Origin of the sequence: Ectothiorhodosinus mongolicus (genome assembly GCF_022406875.1) — a bacterium.
Taxonomy (GTDB): domain Bacteria; phylum Pseudomonadota; class Gammaproteobacteria; order Ectothiorhodospirales; family Ectothiorhodospiraceae; genus Ectothiorhodospira; species Ectothiorhodospira mongolica.
The window spans coordinates 521,800-544,852 of the sequence record NZ_CP023018.1 but is presented as its reverse complement, the minus strand read 5'-3'; the positions used below and the strand labels follow the sequence as shown (position 1 = coordinate 544,852).

The window sequence follows — 23,053 nt, the reverse complement described above, 5'->3', positions numbered from 1 at the left end:
GCCGGGTCAATTAATCCCGGGGGTTTTTCGTTACACTAGGGGCTTGATAGAAGGGAGGGGAAAATGAGCGACTCAGATACTTATAAAAAAGCCGCTGCCGAGGCAGCCTTAGAATACGTTAAAGACGATATGGTGGTGGGCATTGGTACCGGCTCAACGGCCAATCATTTCATCGATTTGTTGGCCGCTATGAAAGGCCGTATCGAGGGGGCGGTGGCCTCTTCCGAGGTCAGTGCTGAGCGTCTGCGCGGCCATGGCATTCCGGTATTGGATTTGAATGCGGTGGGCCCCTTACCGCTTTATGTGGATGGAGCTGATGAGGCTACCGAACATCTGCATCTCATCAAAGGGGGTGGCGGGGCTTTGACCCGCGAAAAAATTGTCGCCGCTGCCAGTGAGCAATTCGTCTGTATCGCAGATGAAACCAAGTTGGTGGGTCAATTGGGGGCATTTCCTTTGCCTGTTGAAGTTATTCCCATGGCACGCAGTCATGTTGGGCGCCAAATGCTGAAATTGGGTGGGCAGCCTGAGCTGCGCCCTGGGTTCACCACCGATAATGGCAACCTCATTCTCGATGTTTTTAATCTCGAGATTCTCAATCCGGTAGAAATGGAAAAGCAAATCAATCAAATCGCCGGAGTCGTGACCGTGGGTATCTTTGCCCAGCGTCCCGCCGATGTGCTGATTCTGGGAGGCCCGAAAGGGGTGCGTGTGCTGAGCTGATGTCTTACCCCTACTTACAGAAAACGCTGACGGCGCGCGTGTATGACGTCGCGCGCGAAACGCCACTGGATGCCATGCCGAACTTGTCGCGGCGTTTGGGTGCGCAGATCCTACTGAAGCGTGAAGATTTGCAGCCGGTCTTTTCTTTTAAGCTGCGTGGCGCTTATAACAAGATTGTCAATCTGTCGGCGGCGCAACGCGAGCGTGGTGTGATCGCTGCTTCGGCAGGCAATCACGCTCAGGGTGTGGCCTTAGCTGCGGCGCAGCTTGGCATTCGGGCGGTCATTGTCATGCCGCAAACGACGCCGCGCATTAAAGTCGAAGCCGTACGTGCCTTGGGGGCTAAGGCCATTTTGCATGGTGACTCTTATGATGACGCCTGTGAGCACAGCGAGCAGCTCATGCAAAAGCATGGCTATACATTTATCCATCCCTTTGATGATCCGGATGTCATTGCCGGCCAAGGCACAGTGGCCATGGAATTGCTGCGCCAACACCCAGACCCCTTGGATGCGGTCTTTATTTGTTGTGGGGGTGGTGGTTTGCTGGCTGGCATGGCGACCTACATTAAGGCTTTGCGCCCGGAGATTAAGGTGATTGGCGTTGAGCCTGATGATGCGCCCTCTATGCAGCAAGCCTTGGAGAAAAATCGTCGGGTGAAACTGGCTCAGGTGGGAATTTTTGCTGATGGCGCTGCTGTGCGTCAGGCGGGCAAAGAGACTTATCGTTTGGCGCGTCAATATGTGGATGAGATGTTGTTGGTCTCGACCGACGAAATCTGCGCGGCTATCAAAGATATTTTTGACGATACTCGGGTGATGGCCGAGCCAGCGGGTGCTTTAGGCGTGGCAGGTCTGAAAAAGTATCTGGAGCAGCATGATATTCAGGGCGGGCGTTATGCTGCCGTGCTCAGCGGCGCGAATATCAATTTTGATCGGCTGCGTCATGTTACTGAGCGCGCTGAATTGGGCGAGCATCGTGAAGCGCTGTTTGCTGCGACGATTCCTGAGCGGCCAGGAAGCTTTCGAAAGTTTTGTGATGCGATTGGTAAGCGGGGTATTACCGAGTTTAATTACCGCTATGCCGATAGTCGCGATGCCCATGTATTTGTCGGTGTTCAGCTTTCCGGTGGGCGTGAAGAAGCGGATTCACTGCTGGATGATTTACAGGCCAAGGGTTACCCCATCGTCGACTTATCGGATAATGAAATGGCCAAAGTGCATCTGCGCCATATGGTTGGCGGTCACGCCAGTGAAGTGGGTGAGGAAATCGTCTTTCGCTTTGAATTTCCCGAGCGTCCCGGTGCTTTGATTCGATTTTTGACACATATGGGTCAGAATTGGAATATCAGTTTATTCCATTACCGCAATCATGGCGCCGCCTATGGCCGCGTCTTGGTGGGAATGCAAGTCCCCAAAGGCGAGAAACCGCGACTAAAACAATTTCTTAAAGAATTGGGTTATGCCCACTGGGAAGAGACCGACAACCCGGTTTATCAGTTGTTTTTAGGGCCGGCCTGATCCAGTCAAACCGGCTTTTCTAGGCGCAGAGACAGATCAATGGCCTGAATATGCTTGGTGAGCGCGCCCACAGAGATGTAGTCCACCCCGGTCAGCGCTAACGCACGCACCGTTTCTAAAGTGGCGCCACCGGAGGCCTCCAGTCGGCAGCGACCCGCTACCCATGCCACTGCTTCGCGCATTTGTTCCAGGCTGAAATCATCGAGCATGATGACGTCAGCGCCAGCCTCAAGCGCTTGTTGAACTTCGGAGAAATTTTCTGTTTCCACCTCAATGGGTTTCCCCGGAGACAGTTGCCGAGCCTTGGCGATCGCTCCAGCAATGCCGCCGGCTGCCATGATGTGGTTCTCCTTGATTAAAAAGGCATCATACAGACCGAGGCGATGGTTTTGTCCGCCGCCAACACGCACGGCGTATTTCTGCGCTAGGCGCATGCCCGGCAGGGTTTTACGGGTGTCTAAGATCGTGGCCTGGGTGCCGCTAATCACATCCACATAGCGGCGCGTTACGGTCGCGGTGGCCGATAGGGTTTGCAGGAAATTCAGCCCAGTGCGTTCGGCAGTTAAGACGGCGCGGGCGGAGCCCGTGAGTTGGCACAGGGACTGATCCGGCGTTACTCGTGCGCCCTCGGCAACGGCCCAATGAATGTGAATATTCGGGTCTAATTGTTGAAATGCTAGGTCAAACCAGGCCTGGCCGCAGATGATGGCGGATTCGCGGCTGATGACTTGGGCTTGGCATTGTGTTCGGTCATCAATCAGCGCCGCGGTGATATCACCAGTACCGATGTCCTCGGCCAACGCCGCCCGCACTTGGGCGGCAATATGTTCTGGGTCGGGCAGGCTGGTCACGGTTTAGACTTTTTCCTGTTTGAGGATATGACGTTTGACCCGTTTGAGGAACAGCCAAGCACCCACAACCACCAAGGGCGCTAAAATGCCCATGCCTAGCGTTGGATTCAAAGGCAGTCCTTGCTCTGCAAGGGCTTTCAAAACATAGCCCACCAAGCCCACGCCATAGTAACTGATGGCAATGATGGAGAGACCTTCGACCGTCTCTTGGAGGCGCGCCTGTAATCTCGCTCGGCGATCCATGGACTCTAGTAAATTGCGGTTTTGGGCCTGCAGACTGACTTCAACACGAGCACGCAGCAGGCCGGTGAGGCGGGCGGCGCGTTCACCCAAACTGCGCTGTCGGTCGGCTACAGATTCACAGGTGGCAATGGCAGGTGCCAGGCGAACATCTAGGAATTCGGTGAAGGTTTGTAGGCCCTCAATGCGCTGCTGACGCAGCTGATCGAGGCGCTGCAGGACCACGCGATAGTAGGCGCGCGACGCTTCGAAGCGAAAAGTGGTTTGTGCCGATAGTGTTTCGATTTGTGATGCCAACTGAGTGAGATCTCCCAACAAGCGGCTTTGCGAGTCTGCGGCGTCTTGCCCCATGTGGCCCAGCAGTCTGGCAGCCAGATCGGCCAGTTGCTTGTCCGCGTCACTTAAGGATCGCCCCGCTTGCCGCGCTAGTGGCAAGCCCAGTAAGGCCATCGCGCGGTAGGCATTGATTTCTAAAAGACGCTTGATGAGGCGCCCGGCCTGTGCTTCAGTGAGGTTTTCATTGCGCACGAGAATCCGAGAGTAACCATCAAAGTGGATGCGCAAGTCGGAGAACGCTCGGGCCTTACCACCAACGACTTCGGAGCCAATCACCGTGTTACCACCGAATAACTCGGTCAAGTCATCCACACTGCGCTCGGGGTATGACGCTGGTTCCATCGCCAAAGTGATGGCGGAAACCAGTTCCCCGGGGCATTGTTCCAGCCATTGCTTGGGCAATTCATCAATCACGGCCTGCTCGAAGGGGTCATCAAAATCGCCCAACTGGGTGAAGGTATATGTGACAAACTCGGTGTGTCTCTCCCAATTGAGACGAATGCCCCCTAAATCGGCCATCAGGTATTGGCCTACGCTTTCTGGTACAGGTGCACCAAAATAGTCCAGCAAGGCCTTGAGGTGATCCACATTGATGCCGGAACCCCGTTCGCCACACAGGAAAGCCAAATGCGAGACGCGCGCTGGTGCTTTCACCGGCTCAAAGCTGCGCACGTGCAGCTCGTTAGAGACGGCGCGGCGAAGCGGGTGTTCTTTGATCGGTAAAGCCATGGGAACTCTTTCCTGCGAATTACTTAAAGGATTGCTGTCCTGCAGCAATATCCGTGCCGGCCGGGATTAGTGCATGCGCGTCTCTTTATAACGCATCAGCCTCTTCTCGCGCCATACTCGTGTTTGAGTGGAAATGCGCACATACGACCCATGGCTGCAGTAAACTTTGCCTTTATGAAAGGAACGTTGCCACTCATGCCTATTTTGATGAAATCACGGCTCGGCCGCTATTTGAGCAAGGCCTCTTGATGGCTTGGGTTTGGTTATTAGCCGGCGCCGCCCTTCTGGCGGTGGCTGCTGATCGCTTGGTGGCGGGCAGTGCCGCTTTGGCTTTGCGTACTGGGATTTCACCTTTATTGATTGGCTTGACCATTGTGGCCTTTGCTACCAGCAGCCCGGAGCTTTTCGTCTCGCTGTTGGCGGCTTGGCAAGGTAAACCTGAGATTGCAGTGGGCAATGTCGTGGGATCCAACATCGCCAATATCGGCCTGGTTCTTGCGATGGCAGCCATCATCACTCGCGTACCCGGTGATCACAGGGTGGTGCGGCGTGAGATGCCCTTGATGGTCGCGGCCGTGGGTTTGCTGTTTGTGCTGCTGTGGAACGGCAGCCTGAGTCGGCTGGAAGGTGTTTTTTTGTTGTTTCTGCTGGTGGGTTTCGTGCTTTGGCAATGGCGCCTGGCGGCAGAACAGCGGCAGTCGTCGCCGGCTGCTAGTGAAGTATTGGCATTCTCAGGCACCGGTATCGGGCGCGCCTGGCTGTATGTGGCATTGGGCACAGTGGGGCTTTATCTGGGCTCCGAGGCCTTTTTGCATGGGGCGGTGGATATTGGGCGATCTTGGGGGCTGAGTGAGGCAGTGATTGGTCTGACCTTGGTCTCGGTGGGGACCAGCTTGCCCGAGTTGGCCGCTACCGTGGTGGGTGCTTGGAAACGTCAGGTGGATATGATCTTGGGTAATATTATTGGCTCGAATATCTTCAATATTTTCGCGGTCCTGGGTATCACAGCCAGTTTTATTCCATTAAGTATCGCTGATATCGGGCCAGTCGATTTAAGCGTAATGTTGGGTTTCTCGGTATTGGTGCTGGCCATCTTCTTCTGGCGCGGCGCGATTGGGCGCGGCCTAGGCTTGGGTCTGCTCGCGATCTACGTGGCTTATCTGGTGTTTCTTTTCGCCTAAAAAAACGCTGCACAACCGACATTGGCTGTGCAGCGTGTGGACTGATCCTCGTCCGACGTTAGGCTCGAGTTAGAGGCTCAATCCGGCGTTACCGTCGACACCCCGTAAGCGAGGTGTATTCACTTCGCGAATTGAGATGGTTTGGTGGTCTTGTAAGTAATCACTGACGACATCCCAAATCTTGCGTCCGGTATCTCCAGGCGGCTCCTCAGCAATGCTAGCCCAACCAGCCACTATATATTCCTTATCGGCCTGCAAGGGCTCACCATTCAGGGCTAAATCGGAGATGCGGTTGCCGATGGTCTGGGTGGGATCCATGCTGTAGGTTAGACCGCCGATGCGCACCATGTCCCCGCCCTGCTGGTAGAAGGGGTCGGCATTGAACAAATTATCGCCAATATCCTCGAGAATGAACTTAATCATCTCGCCGGTCATACCATTACGGGTGACGGCGGGATAGGTCAATCCGGTTTGATCCATGACATGCTCAAAGGTGATGGGCGAGCCGGGCAGTACTGAAGTCCCCCAGCGGAACCCTGGCGAGAAAGCAATCTCGGCATCGATTTGTTCCATCAGAGCATCACAGATCAGCTGGTCGAAAGTGCCGTTGAAGTTGCCGCGTCGATAGAGCAAGTCCTCAGTGACCGCGAGCTCTTCGGACAAGCGCTCAGCCATGTTGAAGGTCTGGCCGTCATAGGTGACTGTTTGGTTGCGCATGTTGTCGATATAGCTGGCCATCTCCGGGTCTGCATCAATGAGGTTGGCAAAGATCGGTAGCAGGCGATACTGATACCCCTGAATGCGCCCATTGCGGAAATCGAGGTCCATGACCCCCAGGAATTTGCCATTAGAGCCGCCATTGGCCACCAAGCAGACATTGCCATCGGGGTCGCGCACCTCCATGGGTGCCGGCACAGCATCATGGGTATGGCCGCCAAGAATCACATCGATGCCGCGGGTGATCTGTGCCAACTTGATATCGACGTCCATGCCATTGTGCGAGAGCACCACGACAATCTCGGCGCCTTCGGCGCGGGCTTCGTTGACGGTGCGCTGCATGTCATCGTGACGGATGCCAAATGACCAGTCCGGAAACATCCACTGGGGATTGGCAATCGGCGTGTAGGGGAAGGCTTGGCCAATAACAGCGACATTGACGCCATTGATTTCACGGATGGTGTAGGGTTTGAAAACAGGTTCTTCCCAGTCACGATCACGCACGTTTTGTCCGAGAAAATCGATGCGCCCGGCATAGTCGTTCTCAATCACCTGCATGACGCGATCCGCGCCAAAGGTGAATTCCCAATGGCCCGTACAAATATCGACGCCCAACCGTAATTGCGCATCGACCATGTCTTGGGCGTTGGTCCAGAGTCCAGTGCCAGAACCGCCACCCCAGCTATCGCCACCATCAAGCAGTAAAGCCCCCGGTCGCTGATCACGCATGCGCTTGACCAATGTAGCCAGCTGTGCATAACCCCCTACAGGGCCGTATTCCTGCGACAGCGCAGTGAAGTCTAAATAGCTGTAGGCATGGGAGGCCGGTGAGGGGTGGCTGACGCCAAAATGTTCGAGCATGCGCGCGCCCACAATGTGCGGCACGCGACCGTTCATTTCAGCAACGCCGAGATTGATGGACGGCTCGCGGAAATAAATGGGTAGCAGCTGGCCGTGATGATCAGTGATGTGCAGCAGCGATACATTGCCGGCAGGGGGGAAGTCATAGAGATCATTCAAGGGACGGGTGGAAGCGGCTTGCTGGCCATTGCCACAGCCGGGAAGAACGATGCCCGCGAAGCCGGCGGCAGCCATGACTTGCAGGAATTCACGACGGGTCAGATTCATGCTGACAACTCCGTTTTGGTGTTATTGCCTCAGGATAGCGGTTAAAAGAAAGCCCGGCCAAGCCGGGCTTCCCCTCATCCTCTGGTGGCCGCTCTCTGGCGGAGCTTTGGCGCGACTTGCAAAGTACTACAGGTACAGCCGGGGTTCAGATTAACCGATCCGAACTTCAGTGCTGTCTTGTTCCCCTTTGTTGTCCACCCATGAAAGCTTCAGGGTCTCGCCGGTATTGGCGCCTTCAAACTCGAAGGACAGGTAGGGATTGCGGGAAATAGCGGGACCCCAGTTAGCGGTCATGATGTGGCGACTACCCATTTCGGCCACCACCTCGGTGATGTAATGGGCTTCGACGACATTGCCGCTGTTGTCTCGGCGCTGACCGGTTTCCATCGGATGGCTGATCAGGGCGCGGACGTTGGTTACACCGTCTCTCAGCTGGGCACGTACACGAATGCTCGACATATTAATTCTCCTCGAATGCTGTCATTAACCGCCGCAACCGCCAACGGTCACGCGAACTTCCTGAGAGGCGCTATACAGTTGCCCATCAACCTTGGCCACGGCTACGATTTCAGAAGTTTGACCCATTTTGATGCGGGTGCTGATATTGGCCTTGGTGCCTGGGCTTAGCTTGTAGCTGGAGGTCAGTGGATGATTGGCAGCGGCAGCCAGAATAGCCACGTCGCTGACGCCGGCCAGATCAGACTCGACGCTAATCGGCACAACGGCTCCGTTTTCAGCCAGTTCAGGGGCGCGAACCACTAGATTGCCACTGCTGTGATTGGCGCTGCCCATGGCGACACGCAGAGCATCCGATACCGACTCTGCCTGGAAGGCATCACGTGCAGATGCGAGCACTGTGCTCGGGGTCAACAAGCCGGCACCGACAGCGACACCCACGGTGCCTGCCGCCAACGTGCCTTTCAAAAACACTCGACGCTTGCAATTCATGCGTTCTCCTCCGGTTCAATCGTCTTTAGGGCGGGATGCCCATTTTTGGGATCCGTCAAAATCGTAGACTACCTAACTAAATCTTTTTTACAAGTATTTTTTGGTTATATAAGCAAAGCTGAATATAGTGATGTTCTAAGCTATGGGTTGCTCTCCGCAAAGCTCGCGGCAATCTCCCTTTTGCTGCGGATGCGCTCGGCTTGTAGGCTGCTCAAGCCAGGCATGCTTAAAGCGCGATCGAGCTGTCTCACTGAGTCATGAAATCGTGCATGGTGGAAATAATATTCCGCCATGGTCTCGTGACTGAGTGCAGGCAGGTCACCTTTAGCGGCCGCTTCAGCCTTCAAGCGTAGCAAATCCGGCGCCATGGGGCGGCGATTCATGATCCGATCGAGGTTGCGTATCGCGCCGCTATACTCACCTTGACGGATCTGTGCTTCAGCCAACAATTGTACGACGGGTAGCTGTCCGGGATAGATATCATTGAGGCGCAGCATTAGCGTCGTTGCCTCATCGGCTCGGCTCGGGGAGACCCTCAGTAGCGCCTCGGCAGTTGCCAGGTCCACTTTGAGTTTGAGACTTTCTGATGATCGTGTGTCGAGTGCCTGCAAGACGCTCAGCGCGTCATCGGCTTGGCCTCGCTGTATTAAGGCGATGGCGTAGCCATATTCGGCCACTGCTGCTTCTGAATGCAATTGATTGCGCGCGTAGCGTTGAATGATCTCAGCGGGTTGCTCTAGCGCCTCAGCGCGCATGCGCATCAGGCGAAATTCCATGCCGTCCTGACGATAGTCGCCATGCGCGAATTGGGCCGCTCGAGCGCGACTGTCGCTGATACGATTGGCAGTGACTGGGTGGGTGCGAAGATACTCCGGGACGCTATCCCCCGTGGGACCGGCCAATTGCATCATGCGCTCGAAAAAGCTGGGCATCGCCTCTGGATCAAATCCCGATTCGGCGAGCAAGCTGATGCCAATGCGATCGGCCTCCTGTTCGTTGGCGCGGGTGAAATTTAGGCGGGCCTGCACGCCCCCCGCCATGCCAGAGATCATGGCTGCTTGGCCCAGCTCTGGTGAATACGCACTGGCGATGATGCCAGCCAATATGGCTAACCCTGCCGCCAAGTCAGTGCGCGTGCTGCCAGCATAAGCACGGGCGATGTGGCGTTGGGTGACATGGGCGATTTCATGGGCAAGGACTGCCGCCATTTCCGCTTCATTGCGTGCCGCAATAATCAGCCCGGTATTCATACCAATGATGCCACCCGGCATGGCAAAGGCGTTGATGCGGGGGTCGTCGATGACCAAAAAGGTGAATTCATCATGGCCGTCTTGGCTGCTGGACACCAAGCGTTGACCGATGGCTTCGATATAGGCCAGAAGTTGCGGATCACTGCTAATCGGCAGGTTGCGCCGAACTTCACGCAGCAAATTGCGCCCCAGTTGTTGTTCCTGTGCAGGAGATAGCAGCGCCGACGCAGGGTCGCCGATCTCTGGTAACTGCACCTGCGCAGCTGCGGGCGTTGCTGCCAGCAGCAGAAGCAGAAAAATGACTAGGGCGTGAATTATTTGCCGAGATTGGGTGAAGAAGAGTAGGCCGACATCGAGTCGCGGCTTTCCCACAGCTTGGGGCTGAGCATGGCCTTGGGAAGCATGAAACGCTTGACGTCTAAAACCGGGATGGTGCGCACAATTTTCGTCACCCGACTGTAAGCGATTTTGAACAGCATCCCTGTATCGGCTCCATCGGTTCGGCGCACGATCATGTCGTTGTCGAACAGATGATGCACATAAATATTTGCGGGTCGCAGTTTGCCGACGGCATCCTGCAGAGTGATGGCGTATTGCTGGTCGACCTGAAAAGCCTCTTTGTCCACGGCCTAATCTCCTCAACTGTTGGCATTGCATCTTATTCTAGCCGCTGCCCCTCCGCCTGCCAGCTTCTTAAATTGAGACTGTTGGGCCTCATTTTGGTTCAGGGCAGGTTTGGCGGTATAGAAGAAAATGGTTATATTGTTATTCACTTTGTGATAATACTAGCATCAAGAAACTTGCGATGGCGCAAAATTGAGTTGAATCAGGTGCAGCATAAGCAAACTTGGTTCTGGTATAAAAAAGCTTGAAGCAAAAAAGCTTGCGATGGTTGTAGTGGTTCATGCGATGATCTGGCAAGCTTTGATAATGATCAAAAATGCTGCGGCCGGCTGTTTGGCCTAGCGACAAGAAGAGCGAAAAGGAGAGTTGAGATGGCTGAATTTGATCAGGAGTTGGACGCATCGGGTTTGAACTGTCCCCTACCCATTCTGCGTGCCAAGAAATCTTTAGCGACCATGTCCAGTGGCCAAGTGCTGCATATTATTGCGACCGATCCAGGCGCGGTAAAAGACTTCGAAGCCTTCTCCAAGCAGACGGGCAATGAAGTGCTCGAGCACCGCGAGGAAGGCGGGAAATTCTACTTCCTCATCCGCAAAGGCTAAAGCTTCGGGGCTTGCCCCTGGGTCACCAAACCCAAGTGTTTTTAACCTTCTGATGATGAATGGACGGATGTGGGTCAATTTCTTCGCTACGCCCACCGATGAACTCATCGATGGGTTCGAGTGCGACGCTGCGGCGACTTTCTTTGAGTTTGCTGGTGAATCAGACATCTGTCTGTTCATTTAAGAGCAACCTGCAACAATTTAGGGTTTATCGCGGGTCCGATTTTTATGGTCTACACTCGGTTAGCGGTAATACTTGACTTAATCGCTGGGAGAAAGGCCAGCGAGTTGTCCTCACGAGGACTCTGACGAGGTGTTTCATGGCAACTTACGCAGAAATGCAGGAAATTTTTGACGATATTCGTAGTGACTTTCGCTACGACCATGAGCTCAATGGCTGTTTGAATTGTGGGATCTGTACGGCCACGTGCCCGTCCGCTCAATTCTATGACTACAGTCCCCGCGAGATCGTGCAGCTGTTGTGGACCGAAAACGTCGAACAAATTTATGACGCCATGCAGGAAAAGATCTGGGCGTGTGCGCAGTGCATGACCTGTGCCGCCCGCTGTCCTTTCAAGAATTCTCCGGGCGGGCTTGTCGCCATCATGCGCGAGGTCGCGATCAAACATGAAATGCAGTCGGCCAAGGATGTGCTGCGTCCGTTTGGACGCGTGATGCTCAAATTGATCACCACCGGTAACCAGCTTTCACCCGATATGATTCAGCCTGACCACTTCCCGGACTGGGGTCCGAATATTCAGAAAGTGGAAGGCGATTTGAAGTTGCTGCGTAAGGCGATTCCGATGCAGACCATGCAGACCACGGACACCGCCTGGGAAGTTTCTTTAAAGACATCCGTAGAGATGTACACGATCTGGGAGATGACGGGGGTTCTGAAATCATTGGAACTCATGGATGAAAACCTCTTTGACGTTATTGAGGATTTCATCGACGAAAAACGGGAGGAATACGAAGAGTGGCTTGAGGAGCAGGAAGAAGACTGATTCCCGACTATTCTTTTGACCTGAATTTAACGAGAGGAGTACCCGAACATGTCATCGAATGAACATACCCCTGGCGGTCACAATGCAACGGCAGAGGGCGCTGGCCCTGGTGCCATGAAGCCCGGATTCCACAATACCGATGGTCAAGGCATCGCCGGCCACGGATCCTTTTTTCAGTCCACCGATCTGTCCCGCGAGGAAGCGGTTCAGGCCACAGATTGGGTGCGCAAACACGTCGATCGTCGCACCATCGATCTGGGTGATCGTATGGACGATGTGCGTGAGCACATGTACGAACTGGAAAAAGAAGGCGAGATCATCATCCACCGTGTGGGTGATCAGCACGAACCTATTGGCGTTAAAACTCTGTTTGGCTGGGACAAAAAGATTCCCACTAAACAGCTTTGGCACCACAAGTCCTGCGGTCAGTGCGGCAATATTCCCGGCTACCCTACTTCTTTGTTATGGGTGATGAATGAACTGGGTTTCGTGCCGGGTAAGGATTATCTGGATGAGACTGATCAGACCTCTTGCACGGCTTGGAACTATCATGGTTCGGGCATTGGCAACGTCGAGTCCTTGGCGGCGGTGTTCCTACGAAACTTCCACCAAGCCTATGTCTCTGGTAAGCAGCATGGCCACGAACTGGGTCATTTCTACCCGTTAGTGCATTGCGGCACCTCTTTTGGTAACTACAAAGAGATCCGCAAATATCTGATTGAGTCGGCGGAGCTGCGTGAAAAAGTCACTAAGATTCTCGGCAAGCTGGGCCGCTTGGTTGATGGCAAGTTAGTGATCCCAGAAGAGGTGATTCACTACTCCGAGTGGGTGCATGTGATGCGTAATCGCATTGCCAGCGATCTGCAGAAGATCGACGTGTCACACATTCGTGCGACCGCTCACGTGGCTTGTCATTACTACAAAATGATCCACGAGGATGCGGTTTATGATCCGGAAGTTTTGGGTGGTAACCGCACCGCGATCATCACCTCTATGGCCCAAGCTTTGGGTGCACAGGTGATTGACTATTCCACCTGGTATGACTGCTGTGGCTTTGGATTCCGCCACATTATCTCTGAGCGTGAATTCACGCGTTCCTTCACCATGAATCGGAAAATTCGAGTGGTGCGTGAAGAAGCCAATGCAGATGTGATGCTGGCCAACGACACCGGTTGTGTCACGACCATGGACAAGAATCAGTGGATCGGTAAAGCCCATGAGCAGAACTATCAGGTTCCTATCATGGCGGAAATTCAGTTTGCCGCTTTGGCTTGTGGCGCAGATCCATTAAAGATCGTGCAGCTGCAATGGCATGCCTCACCTTGTGAAGATCTCGTCGAGAAGATGGGTATCTCCTGGGATCAGGCGAAGAAAAACTTCCAAGCCTATTTGAAGGAAGTGGAAGCCGGCAATATTGAGTACCTTTACAAGCCAGAATTGGCATACGGAGGCTAAGAAATGTCCCAAGATACCGTTTTGATCGTCGGCTCCGGTCCGTCCGGTCTTTCCGCGGCAGCGCAGGTCGCTGCCTCGGGTTACAAAGCCGTGATGGTGGAAAAGGAAGACACCCTGGGTGGCGCACCGATTCTGTCGGGATACGCCAAGTTGGTCCCTTCAGGCGAATGGGCCAAGGATGCCATCGGCCGCATGGTCAAACGGGTCGAGGATGATGCCAACGTGAGCATTCACAAAGGCGCGAAGGTGACCAAGTTGGACGGAGAGGCTGGTAACTTCACGGCCACGCTGTCCAATAATGAAACGGTGAATGCCGGGGCGGTGGTTTTGGCCACCGGCTTCACCCACTTTGATTCAGTCAATAAGCCCGAGTGGGGGTTTGGTACTTTTCCAGATGTGCTGACCACCACCCAGATGGAACAGATGATTGGCCGTGGCGAGTTGAAATGCCCGTCTGATGGCCGAGTCCCAGAACGCGTTGCCATTCTCTTGTGTGTGGGCTCACGTGATCGCCAGATTGGTCGTGAATGGTGTTCGAAAATTTGCTGCACAGTCTCAGCCAATATGGCGATCGAGATTAAAGAGATGTCACCCAAGACCGAGGTGTTTATCTACTATATGGATATCCGCACCTTCGGCTTGTATGAGGACAAGTTCTACTGGAAGTCTCAGGAAGAATTCAAAACCAAGTTCGTCAAAGCGCGTATTGCCGAGGTTACGGCGGCACCCGATGGACGCCTCTTGGTGAAGGGTGAAGACACCCTGGTCAAGCGTCCCATCGTTATTCCCTTTGATATCGTGGTGCATGCCATTGGTATGGATCCCAACCAGGACAACCCGGAAATCTCGCAAGTGTTCGGGATTGAGTTGGAGCATCATGGATTCATTAAGCGCGCTGAGCATTACACCAATCCCTGCGGCACCAGCCGTCCCGGTGTTTACTCCTGTGGTGCGGCTTACGGCCCCGAGACCATCGATGACTCGATTTCTCAGGGTGCGGCAGCGGCCAGTCGCGCGGTGGGTGACCTCGTGGCATTGATGCGTCAGGCCAGCTGAAGAAGCCGATGCTCGCGCAGATTCAACCCGCCGCGCTCGATTTTCGTCTAGAGCCGCAGATCGCTGCCAGTAAGTTGGCCAGTCTGCTGGATGATGTTCGCGAGCGGGGCGGTGTGGAAAGCTATGTGGATGCGCTGCGCAACAAACATCAAGTGTTCGCGGCGGCGCTCCCGGAACGCCGACCCGATAGCCTTCCCGGTGAGGTGACTCAGGTATTGCTCGAATGCGTGTTTCCAGCGCGGCGAAAATTGGCCGAGCCACTCAAAGGCCTGGAGCAGGTGCATTTCGCCGATGCCATCCTAGAGTTGGTTTATAGCAAGGGAAGCATCTTGGAACGCATGCGTGATTTTTGTGACAAGTTACCGGTCAGCGGTCGCAAGCAGGAAGGTGCGGCCTGGGACTTGGCAGCAGAGATCCTGCATTTCCGCTTTCCGGAGCTCTTGCCGTTGATGACACGCTGGGTTTGGGACAGTCAGACCATGAGTGGTGCGGTGCGTGAGTTTGTGGCGGGTGCGGACACGGTGCAATCGCTGCCGTTAGAGGTGTCGCCGGAGGGTCTTGAAGGTGTTCGTGCCTGGTTTGTTGAGCACCTGGAGGCCAGCGGCTTCTACCGCGATCTGCCGTTTATTACTGATTTAATTCTCGCCCGGGGTTATGCCGACTATATGGATTCCATATCCGGCAGCCTGGGTATCTTTAAAAGCGAATTTGGCGGTCAACAAGACCCGATGGATATGGTGGTAAAGCTGCTGGGTATTGATGAGCGGCGCAATACGCGGCCTGCCCGCAATGCACCCTCCTTGCCCTTGCACTGAGCCGAATTGTTAAGCACGAAGTGCGGAGAACGACATGGCGATTCATGAAAAGTCACTAATTGAACCCGAGCGCTTACTGGAGTCGGAACAGCTGGTGGTCGATGGTGTGGATGTTTCCGGTCACTGGAACACCATGATCACGCCGCGCACGATTACCGACTATGACGACGGTTTTGAGAAAATGCTGCAGCAATACCCCGGCGCAGAGAACGTGCATCGCTGCTGGCAGTGTGGTTCTTGTACCAACTCCTGCACCATGTACGCACAAAATGTGCAATTTAATCCGCGCTATTGGATTTATGCGGTGCGACTGGGATTGAAAGAAGAGCTGATCAAAGACAAAGACATTATTTGGCAGTGCGTGTCCTGTAACAAGTGCACCAACATTTGTCCTAAGGATGTGCGCCCTGAAGGTGTGATGAAGGCCTTGGCGCACTGGATGGAAGAGGAAGGCATTACCGAAAAAACGCCATCGACGATTTTCGACGAAGAATTCACCGATCTGATTTACAAGCGTGGCCGTATTGAAGATGGACACGTGCTGATGGCTTTTTACAAGCGCACTGGCCAGCCCCTGTTCCAGGAATGGTTGAAGGTCTTTGTCGTGCGCCTGATGAAGTACCTGCCGGTGCATCTCGGTATGCGTATGGCGCGTAATCAGGTGATGAAGCCCAAGACCAGCTCATGGGGCAAGACGGGCGATGTGTTGAAGCAGTATGTTCGTGAACAGAAGGAGGCCGCTCATGGCTAAGGTTGCCTACTATCCGGGATGTGCGTTGGAAGGCTCCGGTGGTCCCTACGATAAGTCCACCCGCGTGTTGGTGAAGGCGCTGGGTTTGGAGATGGAAAACCTGCGCGACTGGAATTGCTGCGGCGCCATGGAGGTGAAAAATGTTCACCCCATGCTGCAAACCTATCTTTCCGCGCGTAATTTAGCCATCGCAGCCGAACAAATGGGTATCGATACCGTCATGGCGCCCTGTAATGGTTGTTACCACAACCTCAAAAAAGCCGAATACGAAACCGCCACTTCAGAGCAAGTGATGCAAACCGTTCAGGATCTGGCGCGCAAATCCGATGATCCGGTGTATAACGGCGATGTCCGCACGCTCCATCTCTTGGAGTGGTTGATGGAAGAGTTGGGGCCAGAAGGGATGAAGCAACAATTCACCAAAAGCCTCAATGGCATCAAAATCGCCAACTACTACGGTTGCATGTACACCCGGCCGCGGCAAATCTTTCCAGAAAAAGACCAGGGTCCAGGGTCGGAATCGAGTTATAAGCCGCATTTCATGGATGATTTATTGGAGGCGGCTGGCGCAGTAAATGTGGACTTCCCATTAAAGACTTCTTGCTGTGGGGGAGCGCACACCTTGAGTGACTCTGATACCTCGACGCAGTTGGTGCTGAACTTGCTGCAGGCGGCGGAAGACTCCGGGGCTGAGGTAATCGCCACCGAATGTCCGACCTGTCATTCTGGATTGGAAATGCACCAAGTGCGCGCCGAGACTGAGTTTGGTATCAAAACTGGGGTGAAGGTGCTTTATTTTACCCAACTCTTAGGCTTGGCCATGGGCTTGTCACCGCGGAAGCTGGGGATCCATGAAAACGTCAGCGATTCCATCGGTTTCCTGCGGGAACGTGGCGTTATCTGAAGGCGGTGTGATGGAGTGCAATGGTTGCGAGTTTCGCCCTGAACTCTTTTATGACGACGAGTACCAGATCTGGTTGCGCCTAGAGGATGATGACAGCCTCAGTGTTGGTATGACCGACCTGTCTCAGGCGATCGCCGGTCACATTCTTCATGTTCGCGTGCGGCGGCCTGGTACGGCGCGCCCGACTGGCAAGCCAGTGGCAACGATTGAGAGCGGCAAGTGGGCGGGCCCCATTCCCAATTTTTTCAATTGCACCATCATTGAAGCCAATGAGCATGTCATGGAGCAGCCGGATCTGCTGAACTCGGATCCCTACGGCACTTGGATTGCGCGCGTCGAAGCCGAAGGTGGCGGGCAAGCCGTTTTGGATGCCTTTGTGACCGGCAAGCTTGCTCATGAGGGTTATTGTCAACGCGCCAAACGAGACAATATTCACTGTAATCGCTAACTGAGGCTTTATGCCCATGGCCACTGATGATTTTCTAGACGCCGAAGAGCAAACAGTGGTGATGGTGATGACCAGTGGCCCCAGCACCCCGCATCGTTGTGCCACGCCTTTTTATCTGGGGGCGGTTTTGGCGGCCATGGATTGCGAAGTGCACATCTTTTTTACCATGGAAGGCGTAAAGCTCATGCAAAAAGGGATTGCAGAGCCGCTAACGGCCATGGAAGGGGGTAAGCGGGTGATTGATTTCATTCGCGATGCCAAGCGCGCTGGCGTGCAATTGCATGTATGTCGGCCGGCGCTTCCTGGCTATGAAATTGATCCAGACACGGACTTGATCGAGGAGGTAGACAGCGTGGCTCGTGCTAGTGACTTGGCCGATCTCATGCTTCGCGCCGATAAGGTGGTATCGTTTTAGGGAAACTGTGATAATTGTAGGGTTGTTTCGAAGTTTTTATTAAACATTGCGGAGGTTACTATGGGTGCAGTCAAAGGCTGTGATATGCCCGATGATCTGATGTACAGCATCGAGAATAATGTTTGGGTTCGTAAAGAGGGCGATGGCACGGTGACAGTGGGTTTGACGGCTTACGCGTGTGCTTTGGCCGGTCAGGTGGTGTCCTATACACCCAAGAAGGAAGGCAAGGGCGTTAAAAAGGATAAGTCCTGTGCCACCATCGAGTCGGGTAAATGGGTCGGTCCAGCGAAAACTCCGATCAGTGGCGATGTTGCTGCCATCAACAGTGCCGTAGCAGCCAACCCTGGCTTGATCAATGAAGATCCTTATGGCAATGGCTGGTTGGTGAAAATTACCCCGGCTGATTGGGATGGCGAATCCGGAGATCTGAAAACCGGCGCTGACGCTCAGTCCGCCTTACAGGCGAAGATGGACGCAGACGGCTTTGCGGGCTGCTCCTAAGTGTTGACTGCTAACCCCCTGCTATCAGGGGGTTAGCTCTTTTTCAGCAGTGGGGCTAGGAAGCGTCCTGTATGCGAGTGCGGGTTGGTTGTAAGTTGCTCTGGGGTTCCCTCAGCAATAATTACGCCACCGCCCGATCCCCCTTCTGGCCCTAAATCCATCAGCCAGTCGGCGGTTTTAATGACATCCAGATTGTGTTCGATGACCACCACAGTGTTGCCGTGATCCCTGAGACGATGCAGCACTTTGAGCAGTTGATCCACATCCTCAAAATGTAAGCCGGTGGTCGGTTCGTCGAGAATATAGAGGGTTCGGCCAGTGTCACGCTTGGACAGCTCTCGCGCTAATTTCACTCGTTGTGCTTCGCCGCCGGACAGGGTGGTAGCGTTTTGCCCTAAGGTCAGATAAGACAAGCCGACATCCATCAGCGTCTCTAGCTTGCGCTTGACCACGGGTACCGCATCAAAAAAGACCAAGGCATCTTCCACGGTCATTTCTAAGACTTCATGAATATTCTTGCCTTTGTAATGCACATCGAGCGTCTCGCGGTTGTAGCGCTTGCCCTTGCAGACATCGCAGGGCACATAGACATCCGGTAAAAAATGCATCTCTACTCTGATGACGCCATCACCCTGGCATGCCTCGCAGCGGCCGCCACGCACATTAAATGAGAAGCGCCCCGGCGCATAACCGCGGGAGCGGGCTTCCTGAGTGCCAGCAAACAGTTCCCGTATCGGCGTGAACAGGCCTGTGTAGGTGGCCGGATTGGAGCGCGGCGTGCGGCCAATCGGGCTTTGATCGATATCGACGACCTTATCGATGTGCTCGAGGCCGCTGACCGATGCAAAAGCCGCGGGTGCTTCAGAGGCATTGTTTAGGCGCTGGGCAACTAGGCGGTACAAGGTGTCGTTGATGAGCGTGGATTTTCCTGAGCCCGAGACTCCTGTGACGCAGGTAAATAGGCCAATGGGTATGGATGCATCCACACTTTTGAGGTTGTTGCCACTGGCACCATGAATCACCAATTGTTTGGTCTTCTTGGGGGGATGGCGTTTGCTGGGTATGGCGATACATTTTTGGCCACTGAGATATTGTCCGGTGAGTGATTCCGGGGTTTGCGTGATTTCCTCTGGGGTTCCTTGAGCCACTACTTGCCCACCATGACGACCCGCGCCTGGCCCCATATCCACCACATGATCAGCGCGCCGAATGGCATCTTCATCATGCTCGACCACCAGCACGGTATTCCCTAAATCACGCAAATAGGTGAGCGTATTGAGCAGTCGCTCATTATCCCGTTGATGTAGGCCGATCGAGGGTTCGTCGAGAATATACATGACGCCGACAAGGCCCGCGCCGATTTGTGAGGCCAAGCGAATGCGCTGGGCTTCACCGCCTGAGAGCGTGTCAGCGGAACGATCCAAGGTGAGATAATCCAAACCCACATTGACGAGAAAATCTAGGCGCGCACTGATCTCGTTGACGATTTTTTCCGCAATCTTTCCCTGTTTGCCGGGTAAACTCAGCTCACCAAAAAATGCCCGGGCTTGACCAATGGGCCAAGCGGTGATTTCTGGCAAGGTGCGTTCACCCACAAAGACATTGCGTGCTGCGGTATTGAGTCGTGTTCCCTGGCAATCGGGGCAAGCTTGGGTCGCGCGATAGCGGGCTAACTCCTCGCGCACCATGTTGGAATCGGTTTCATGATAGCGGCGTTGCAAATTAGGGATAATGCCTTCAAAAGGCAGTTGCGTGCGCGATACACGACCACGTGCATTGTGATACGCCAAGTTAATGGCCTCACTGCCACTGCCGTAGAGCACCACATCACGCACGCGCTGCGGTAGGCCCTCAAAGGGCGCTTCAATGTCAAAATCATAGTGCGCCGCCAGCGCTTGTAGCAGCTGGAAATAGTAGGCATTGCGTCGATCCCAGCCACGTATCGCTCCGCCGGCTAGGCTGAGTTCAGGATGGCCCACGACACGGGCTGGATCAAAATATTGGTGGATGCCCAAGCCATCGCAGCTGGGGCAGGCGCCTACGGGGTTGTTAAAGGAAAACAGCCGCGGCTCTAATTCCTGTAGCGCATATCCGCACTCAGGACAGGCAAAGCTGGCAGAAAACACCAAAGGTGAACGATGCGGTTCGTCCATCCAGGCGACCAAGGCAATGCCATCAGCCAGCTGCAGAGCGGTTTCTAGTGATTCGGCTAGGCGCAGACGCAGGTCCTCGCGAACACGGAAGCGATCCACCACCACCTCGATACTGTGTTTGCGTTTGGGATCCAGATCCGGTGTGGCATCTAAATCGACCACCTCGCCGTCGATACGGGCGCGAAGAAATCCTTGAGCGCGCAGCCCATCCAAGAGATTCAGGTGCTCGCCTTTGCGCTCTTTGATCACCGGCGCCAGCAGCATGAGTTTGTCGCCTTCGGGTAAGTCCAGGATCTGATCCACCATTTGACTGACCGTTTGCGCCTCTAGGCTGTTGCCATGGGTTGGGCAGCGAGGTGTGCCCGCACGCGCAAATAACAGGCGCAGATAATCGTAGATCTCGGTGATTGTGCCGACGGTTGAGCGGGGGTTGTGCGAGGTGGTTTTTTGTTCGATAGATATAGCGGGTGATAGCCCCTCGATATGGTCAACATCGGGTTTTTCCATCATCGATAGAAATTGCCGCGCATACGCAGACAGAGACTCCACATAACGCCGCTGTCCTTCGGCAAATAGGGTGTCAAAGGCCAGAGATGACTTGCCAGAGCCCGATACGCCGGTGATGACAATCAGTTTGTCGCGAGGCAGAACCAGGTCGATATTGCGAAGATTGTGGGTTCGCGCGCCGCGGACGATAATATGTTGCATAGGATGGCTAGCAGTCTTCGGACAAACAAATAGGTTAACATGCGCAGCAGAGAGAAAAGCGCTGACGGATGCGGCTTAGTGCAGGTATTTTTCGGATGGGCGGTATTTGTCCATCCAGTAACATCCGCTAGCCTATACTGGGTTCACACAGATTCAGGAGTAAGGTATGTCCAGAGGGGTTAATAAAGCGATTTTGATCGGCCATTTGGGGGCTGACCCAGAAGTGAAATATATGCCCAGCGGTGGAGCAGTTGCCAATGTGAATTTGGCCACCACTGAGCGTTGGAAGGATCGCCAAACGGGTGAGCAGCAAGAGCGCACTGAGTGGCATCGTCTAACATTCTATGGGCGAACCGCTGAAGTTGCTGGAGAATATCTGCGCAAAGGCTCTCAGGTTTATGTGGAGGGTCGTATCCAGACGCGCAAATGGCAGGGTCAGGATGGCCAGGATCGCTATACCACAGAAATTATCGTCAACGACATGCAAATGCTCGGTGGCCGCGGAGCCGGGGGTGGTTCAGCCGATAATTGGGATCAGCCCAGTGAACCTCGCAGTGCACCCGCTAGCGCCGGTGGCGCCTCGCAGAGCAAAACTCCTGCTTCGTCTGCCGCATCGGCGGGTGGCGGTAGCCAGTTCGATGATGATATTCCGTTCTAAATGAGCACCAAAGTCTTTATCCAAACGCAGGGATGCCAAATGAATGAGTACGACTCGAGCAAGATGCTTGATGTGCTCAAAGAGTCGCATGGCGCGGAAGCCACGGATGATCCCAGCCAAGCAGATATTTTGCTGCTGAATACCTGTTCGATCCGCGAAAAAGCGCAAGAGAAAGTCTTTTCGCAGCTGGGCCGCTGGCGTCAACTTAAAGAGACCAAGCCCGGGGTAGTCATCGGCGTAGGAGGCTGCGTAGCCAGTCAAGAAGGTGATCTGTTGCGACAGCGCGCCCCCTTTGTGGATTTGGTTTTTGGCCCGCAGACGCTGCATCGCTTGCCTGATCTGCTAGAAAAGTCTCAGCGCGAGGGGCGCAGCGTGGTTGACGTCTCCTTCCCCGAGATCGAGAAATTCGACCGCTTGCCCGAGCCGCGAGCAGAAGGTCCCACGGCCTTTGTCTCTATCATGGAAGGCTGCAGCAAGTACTGCAGTTTTTGTGTCGTTCCCTATACCCGCGGTGAGGAGATTAGTCGGCCCTTTGATGATGTGCTGGCGGAAGTGGCTAAATTGGCCGAGCAAGGCGTGCGTGAGGTGAATCTGTTGGGGCAGAACGTCAACGCTTATCGCGGCCGCATGCATGATAATGAAACGGCAGACCTCGCACTGCTGATTCATTACGTGGCGGCCATTGAGGGTATTGAGCGTATCCGTTTTACCACCTCGCATCCGGTGGAGTTCTCGGACAGCCTGATTCAGGCCTATGCCACGGTGCCCGAATTAGCCAGCTATTTGCATTTGCCGGTGCAAAGCGGTTCCGATCGAATTCTGACTGCCATGAAGCGGGGACATGCTGCCCTTGAATACAAGTCTAAGATCCGCCGCCTGCGCGAAGTACGTCCAGATATCAGCATCTCCTCGGATTTCATTGTCGGTTTCCCCGGTGAAACCGATGCGGATTTTGCTGCGACCATGAAGTTGATTGAGGATATTGGTTTTGATTTTTCGTTCAGCTTTATCTACAGCCCCAGACCCGGGACGCCGGCGGCCAGCTTAGAAGACCCTACGCCCATGGCGGTCAAGAAACAAAGGCTGAAACAGCTGCAGGCGCATATCGAGGCTCATGCTCGAGGCATCAGTGAGGCTATGGTGGGAAATGTTGAGCGCATTTTGGTCGAAGGGCCATCGCGGCGTGATGCGGGGGAATGGGCTGGCCGTACACAAAATAATCGGATGGTGAATTTCGTGGGTGATGCATCCTTGGTGGGTCAGTTTGTCGATGTGCGCATCACCCAAGCACTCAGCCACTCTTTGCGCGGTGAGTTGCAGGATAACGCCGCTTGAT

General features: G+C 54.4%; 23 protein-coding genes and 1 pseudogene. 16 read left to right on the top strand and 8 right to left on the bottom strand.

Annotated features, from left to right (window positions below; translation table 11 throughout):
* Positions 1–63: 63 nt before the first annotated feature.
* Both rpiA and ilvA read left to right on the top strand, forming a co-directional pair.
* Complete coding sequence (rpiA, locus tag CKX93_RS02235) at positions 64–723, top strand: ribose-5-phosphate isomerase RpiA (RefSeq protein ID WP_076754843.1); 660 nt, start codon at positions 64–66, stop codon at positions 721–723.
* Positions 723–2,243 carry a threonine ammonia-lyase, biosynthetic gene (gene ilvA / locus CKX93_RS02230; RefSeq protein ID WP_076754841.1) on the top strand — a complete coding sequence of 507 codons (1,521 nt, stop codon included), beginning with the start codon at positions 723–725 and terminating at the stop codon, positions 2,241–2,243. The genes rpiA and ilvA overlap by 1 nt, the downstream gene beginning before the upstream one ends.
* 5 nt (positions 2,244–2,248) lie before the next feature.
* On the opposite strand, the gene nadC is transcribed toward ilvA, so the two are convergent.
* Positions 2,249–3,094, bottom strand: coding sequence for a carboxylating nicotinate-nucleotide diphosphorylase (nadC, locus tag CKX93_RS02225; protein ID WP_076754839.1), 846 nt, complete (start codon positions 3,092–3,094; stop codon positions 2,249–2,251).
* 3 nt (positions 3,095–3,097) lie between these two features.
* The gene (locus CKX93_RS02220; protein WP_076754837.1) at positions 3,098–4,399 is read right to left on the bottom strand and encodes a DUF3422 family protein; all 1,302 of its coding nucleotides are present in this window, start codon (positions 4,397–4,399) and stop codon (positions 3,098–3,100) included.
* 248 nt (positions 4,400–4,647) lie between these two features.
* On the opposite strand from CKX93_RS02220, the gene CKX93_RS02215 reads away from it, so the two are divergent.
* Positions 4,648–5,580: a calcium/sodium antiporter gene (locus tag CKX93_RS02215; RefSeq protein ID WP_084178602.1), complete on the top strand. Its 933-nt coding sequence runs from the start codon at positions 4,648–4,650 to the stop codon at positions 5,578–5,580.
* Positions 5,581–5,649: 69 nt separating this feature from the next.
* Here the strand turns inward: CKX93_RS02215 and soxB are convergent, their stop codons facing one another.
* From soxB to CKX93_RS02190, 5 genes are all read right to left on the bottom strand, one after another.
* Entirely contained in the window at positions 5,650–7,425 is a 1,776-nt protein-coding gene (soxB, locus tag CKX93_RS02210) for a thiosulfohydrolase SoxB (RefSeq protein WP_076754833.1), read from the bottom strand.
* Positions 7,426–7,575: 150 nt separating this feature from the next.
* On the bottom strand, positions 7,576–7,884 hold the full coding sequence (soxZ, locus tag CKX93_RS02205) for a thiosulfate oxidation carrier complex protein SoxZ (RefSeq protein WP_076754831.1): 309 nt from the start codon (positions 7,882–7,884) through the stop codon (positions 7,576–7,578).
* Positions 7,885–7,908: 24 nt separating this feature from the next.
* The gene (soxY, locus tag CKX93_RS02200; protein WP_076754829.1) at positions 7,909–8,373 is read right to left on the bottom strand and encodes a thiosulfate oxidation carrier protein SoxY; all 465 of its coding nucleotides are present in this window, start codon (positions 8,371–8,373) and stop codon (positions 7,909–7,911) included.
* A 140-nt stretch (positions 8,374–8,513) separates the two neighbouring features.
* Positions 8,514–9,995 carry a beta-barrel assembly-enhancing protease gene (locus tag CKX93_RS02195; protein ID WP_076754827.1) on the bottom strand — a complete coding sequence of 494 codons (1,482 nt, stop codon included), beginning with the start codon at positions 9,993–9,995 and terminating at the stop codon, positions 8,514–8,516.
* Positions 9,938–10,249: a hypothetical protein gene (locus tag CKX93_RS02190; RefSeq protein WP_076754825.1), complete on the bottom strand. Its 312-nt coding sequence runs from the start codon at positions 10,247–10,249 to the stop codon at positions 9,938–9,940. The genes CKX93_RS02195 and CKX93_RS02190 overlap by 58 nt, the downstream gene beginning before the upstream one ends.
* Positions 10,250–10,618: 369 nt before the next feature.
* Between CKX93_RS02190 and CKX93_RS02185 the strand changes: the two genes are divergently transcribed.
* From CKX93_RS02185 to gcvH, 11 genes and pseudogenes are all read left to right on the top strand, one after another.
* On the top strand, positions 10,619–10,849 hold the full coding sequence (locus CKX93_RS02185; protein WP_076754822.1) for a sulfurtransferase TusA family protein: 231 nt from the start codon (positions 10,619–10,621) through the stop codon (positions 10,847–10,849).
* A gap of 52 nt (positions 10,850–10,901) precedes the next feature.
* Positions 10,902–11,033: pseudogene (locus tag CKX93_RS09560) on the top strand (peroxiredoxin family protein); the annotation flags it as partial.
* Between the two features lie 154 nt (positions 11,034–11,187).
* Positions 11,188–11,853, top strand: coding sequence for a 4Fe-4S dicluster domain-containing protein (locus CKX93_RS02180; RefSeq protein WP_076754820.1), 666 nt, complete (start codon positions 11,188–11,190; stop codon positions 11,851–11,853).
* A gap of 48 nt (positions 11,854–11,901) precedes the next feature.
* Entirely contained in the window at positions 11,902–13,308 is a 1,407-nt protein-coding gene (locus CKX93_RS02175; protein WP_076754818.1) for a heterodisulfide reductase-related iron-sulfur binding cluster, read from the top strand.
* 3 nt (positions 13,309–13,311) lie between these two features.
* Positions 13,312–14,364, top strand: coding sequence for a CoB--CoM heterodisulfide reductase iron-sulfur subunit A family protein (locus CKX93_RS02170; RefSeq protein ID WP_076754816.1), 1,053 nt, complete (start codon positions 13,312–13,314; stop codon positions 14,362–14,364).
* 8 nt (positions 14,365–14,372) lie between these two features.
* On the top strand, positions 14,373–15,179 hold the full coding sequence (locus tag CKX93_RS02165; RefSeq protein ID WP_076754814.1) for a hypothetical protein: 807 nt from the start codon (positions 14,373–14,375) through the stop codon (positions 15,177–15,179).
* A 34-nt stretch (positions 15,180–15,213) separates the two neighbouring features.
* Positions 15,214–15,930 carry a 4Fe-4S dicluster domain-containing protein gene (locus CKX93_RS02160; protein ID WP_076754813.1) on the top strand — a complete coding sequence of 239 codons (717 nt, stop codon included), beginning with the start codon at positions 15,214–15,216 and terminating at the stop codon, positions 15,928–15,930.
* Positions 15,923–16,834 (top strand): CoB--CoM heterodisulfide reductase iron-sulfur subunit B family protein, encoded by a 912-nt coding sequence (locus CKX93_RS02155; RefSeq protein WP_076754811.1) that lies wholly within the window; start codon positions 15,923–15,925, stop codon positions 16,832–16,834. The genes CKX93_RS02160 and CKX93_RS02155 overlap by 8 nt, the downstream gene beginning before the upstream one ends.
* Before the next feature lie 10 nt (positions 16,835–16,844).
* On the top strand, positions 16,845–17,282 hold the full coding sequence (locus CKX93_RS02150; RefSeq protein ID WP_076754809.1) for a biotin/lipoyl attachment domain-containing protein: 438 nt from the start codon (positions 16,845–16,847) through the stop codon (positions 17,280–17,282).
* A 16-nt stretch (positions 17,283–17,298) separates the two neighbouring features.
* The gene (locus CKX93_RS02145; RefSeq protein WP_076755221.1) at positions 17,299–17,697 is read left to right on the top strand and encodes a DsrE family protein; all 399 of its coding nucleotides are present in this window, start codon (positions 17,299–17,301) and stop codon (positions 17,695–17,697) included.
* 60 nt (positions 17,698–17,757) lie between these two features.
* Positions 17,758–18,198, top strand: coding sequence for a glycine cleavage system protein GcvH (gcvH, locus tag CKX93_RS02140; RefSeq protein ID WP_076754807.1), 441 nt, complete (start codon positions 17,758–17,760; stop codon positions 18,196–18,198).
* 32 nt (positions 18,199–18,230) lie between these two features.
* Here the strand turns inward: gcvH and uvrA are convergent, their stop codons facing one another.
* Positions 18,231–21,059, bottom strand: coding sequence for an excinuclease ABC subunit UvrA (gene uvrA, locus CKX93_RS02135; RefSeq protein ID WP_076754805.1), 2,829 nt, complete (start codon positions 21,057–21,059; stop codon positions 18,231–18,233).
* 166 nt (positions 21,060–21,225) lie between these two features.
* Between uvrA and ssb the strand changes: the two genes are divergently transcribed.
* The gene (gene ssb / locus CKX93_RS02130; protein WP_076754802.1) at positions 21,226–21,717 is read left to right on the top strand and encodes a single-stranded DNA-binding protein; all 492 of its coding nucleotides are present in this window, start codon (positions 21,226–21,228) and stop codon (positions 21,715–21,717) included.
* Entirely contained in the window at positions 21,718–23,052 is a 1,335-nt protein-coding gene (gene miaB / locus CKX93_RS02125; RefSeq protein WP_076754800.1) for a tRNA (N6-isopentenyl adenosine(37)-C2)-methylthiotransferase MiaB, read from the top strand.
* Position 23,053 lies beyond the last annotated feature (1 nt).

Coding starts and splice junctions, on each gene's coding strand:
- CKX93_RS02170 (WP_076754816.1), top strand. CDS start 13,312: ATGTCCCAAGATACCGTTTTGATCGTCGGCTCCGGTCCGTCCGGTCTT.
- gcvH (WP_076754807.1), top strand. CDS start 17,758: ATGGGTGCAGTCAAAGGCTGTGATATGCCCGATGATCTGATGTACAGC.
- CKX93_RS02215 (WP_084178602.1), top strand. CDS start 4,648: ATGGCTTGGGTTTGGTTATTAGCCGGCGCCGCCCTTCTGGCGGTGGCT.
- CKX93_RS02185 (WP_076754822.1), top strand. CDS start 10,619: ATGGCTGAATTTGATCAGGAGTTGGACGCATCGGGTTTGAACTGTCCC.
- soxB (WP_076754833.1), bottom strand. CDS start 7,425: ATGAATCTGACCCGTCGTGAATTCCTGCAAGTCATGGCTGCCGCCGGC.
- soxY (WP_076754829.1), bottom strand. CDS start 8,373: ATGAATTGCAAGCGTCGAGTGTTTTTGAAAGGCACGTTGGCGGCAGGC.
- uvrA (WP_076754805.1), bottom strand. CDS start 21,059: ATGCAACATATTATCGTCCGCGGCGCGCGAACCCACAATCTTCGCAAT.
- ssb (WP_076754802.1), top strand. CDS start 21,226: ATGTCCAGAGGGGTTAATAAAGCGATTTTGATCGGCCATTTGGGGGCT.
- CKX93_RS02180 (WP_076754820.1), top strand. CDS start 11,188: ATGCAGGAAATTTTTGACGATATTCGTAGTGACTTTCGCTACGACCAT.
- CKX93_RS02160 (WP_076754813.1), top strand. CDS start 15,214: ATGGCGATTCATGAAAAGTCACTAATTGAACCCGAGCGCTTACTGGAG.
- rpiA (WP_076754843.1), top strand. CDS start 64: ATGAGCGACTCAGATACTTATAAAAAAGCCGCTGCCGAGGCAGCCTTA.
- CKX93_RS02155 (WP_076754811.1), top strand. CDS start 15,923: ATGGCTAAGGTTGCCTACTATCCGGGATGTGCGTTGGAAGGCTCCGGT.
- ilvA (WP_076754841.1), top strand. CDS start 723: ATGTCTTACCCCTACTTACAGAAAACGCTGACGGCGCGCGTGTATGAC.
- CKX93_RS02145 (WP_076755221.1), top strand. CDS start 17,299: ATGGCCACTGATGATTTTCTAGACGCCGAAGAGCAAACAGTGGTGATG.
- CKX93_RS02220 (WP_076754837.1), bottom strand. CDS start 4,399: ATGGCTTTACCGATCAAAGAACACCCGCTTCGCCGCGCCGTCTCTAAC.
- CKX93_RS02150 (WP_076754809.1), top strand. CDS start 16,845: ATGGAGTGCAATGGTTGCGAGTTTCGCCCTGAACTCTTTTATGACGAC.
- soxZ (WP_076754831.1), bottom strand. CDS start 7,884: ATGTCGAGCATTCGTGTACGTGCCCAGCTGAGAGACGGTGTAACCAAC.
- CKX93_RS02165 (WP_076754814.1), top strand. CDS start 14,373: ATGCTCGCGCAGATTCAACCCGCCGCGCTCGATTTTCGTCTAGAGCCG.
- CKX93_RS02175 (WP_076754818.1), top strand. CDS start 11,902: ATGTCATCGAATGAACATACCCCTGGCGGTCACAATGCAACGGCAGAG.
- miaB (WP_076754800.1), top strand. CDS start 21,718: ATGAGCACCAAAGTCTTTATCCAAACGCAGGGATGCCAAATGAATGAG.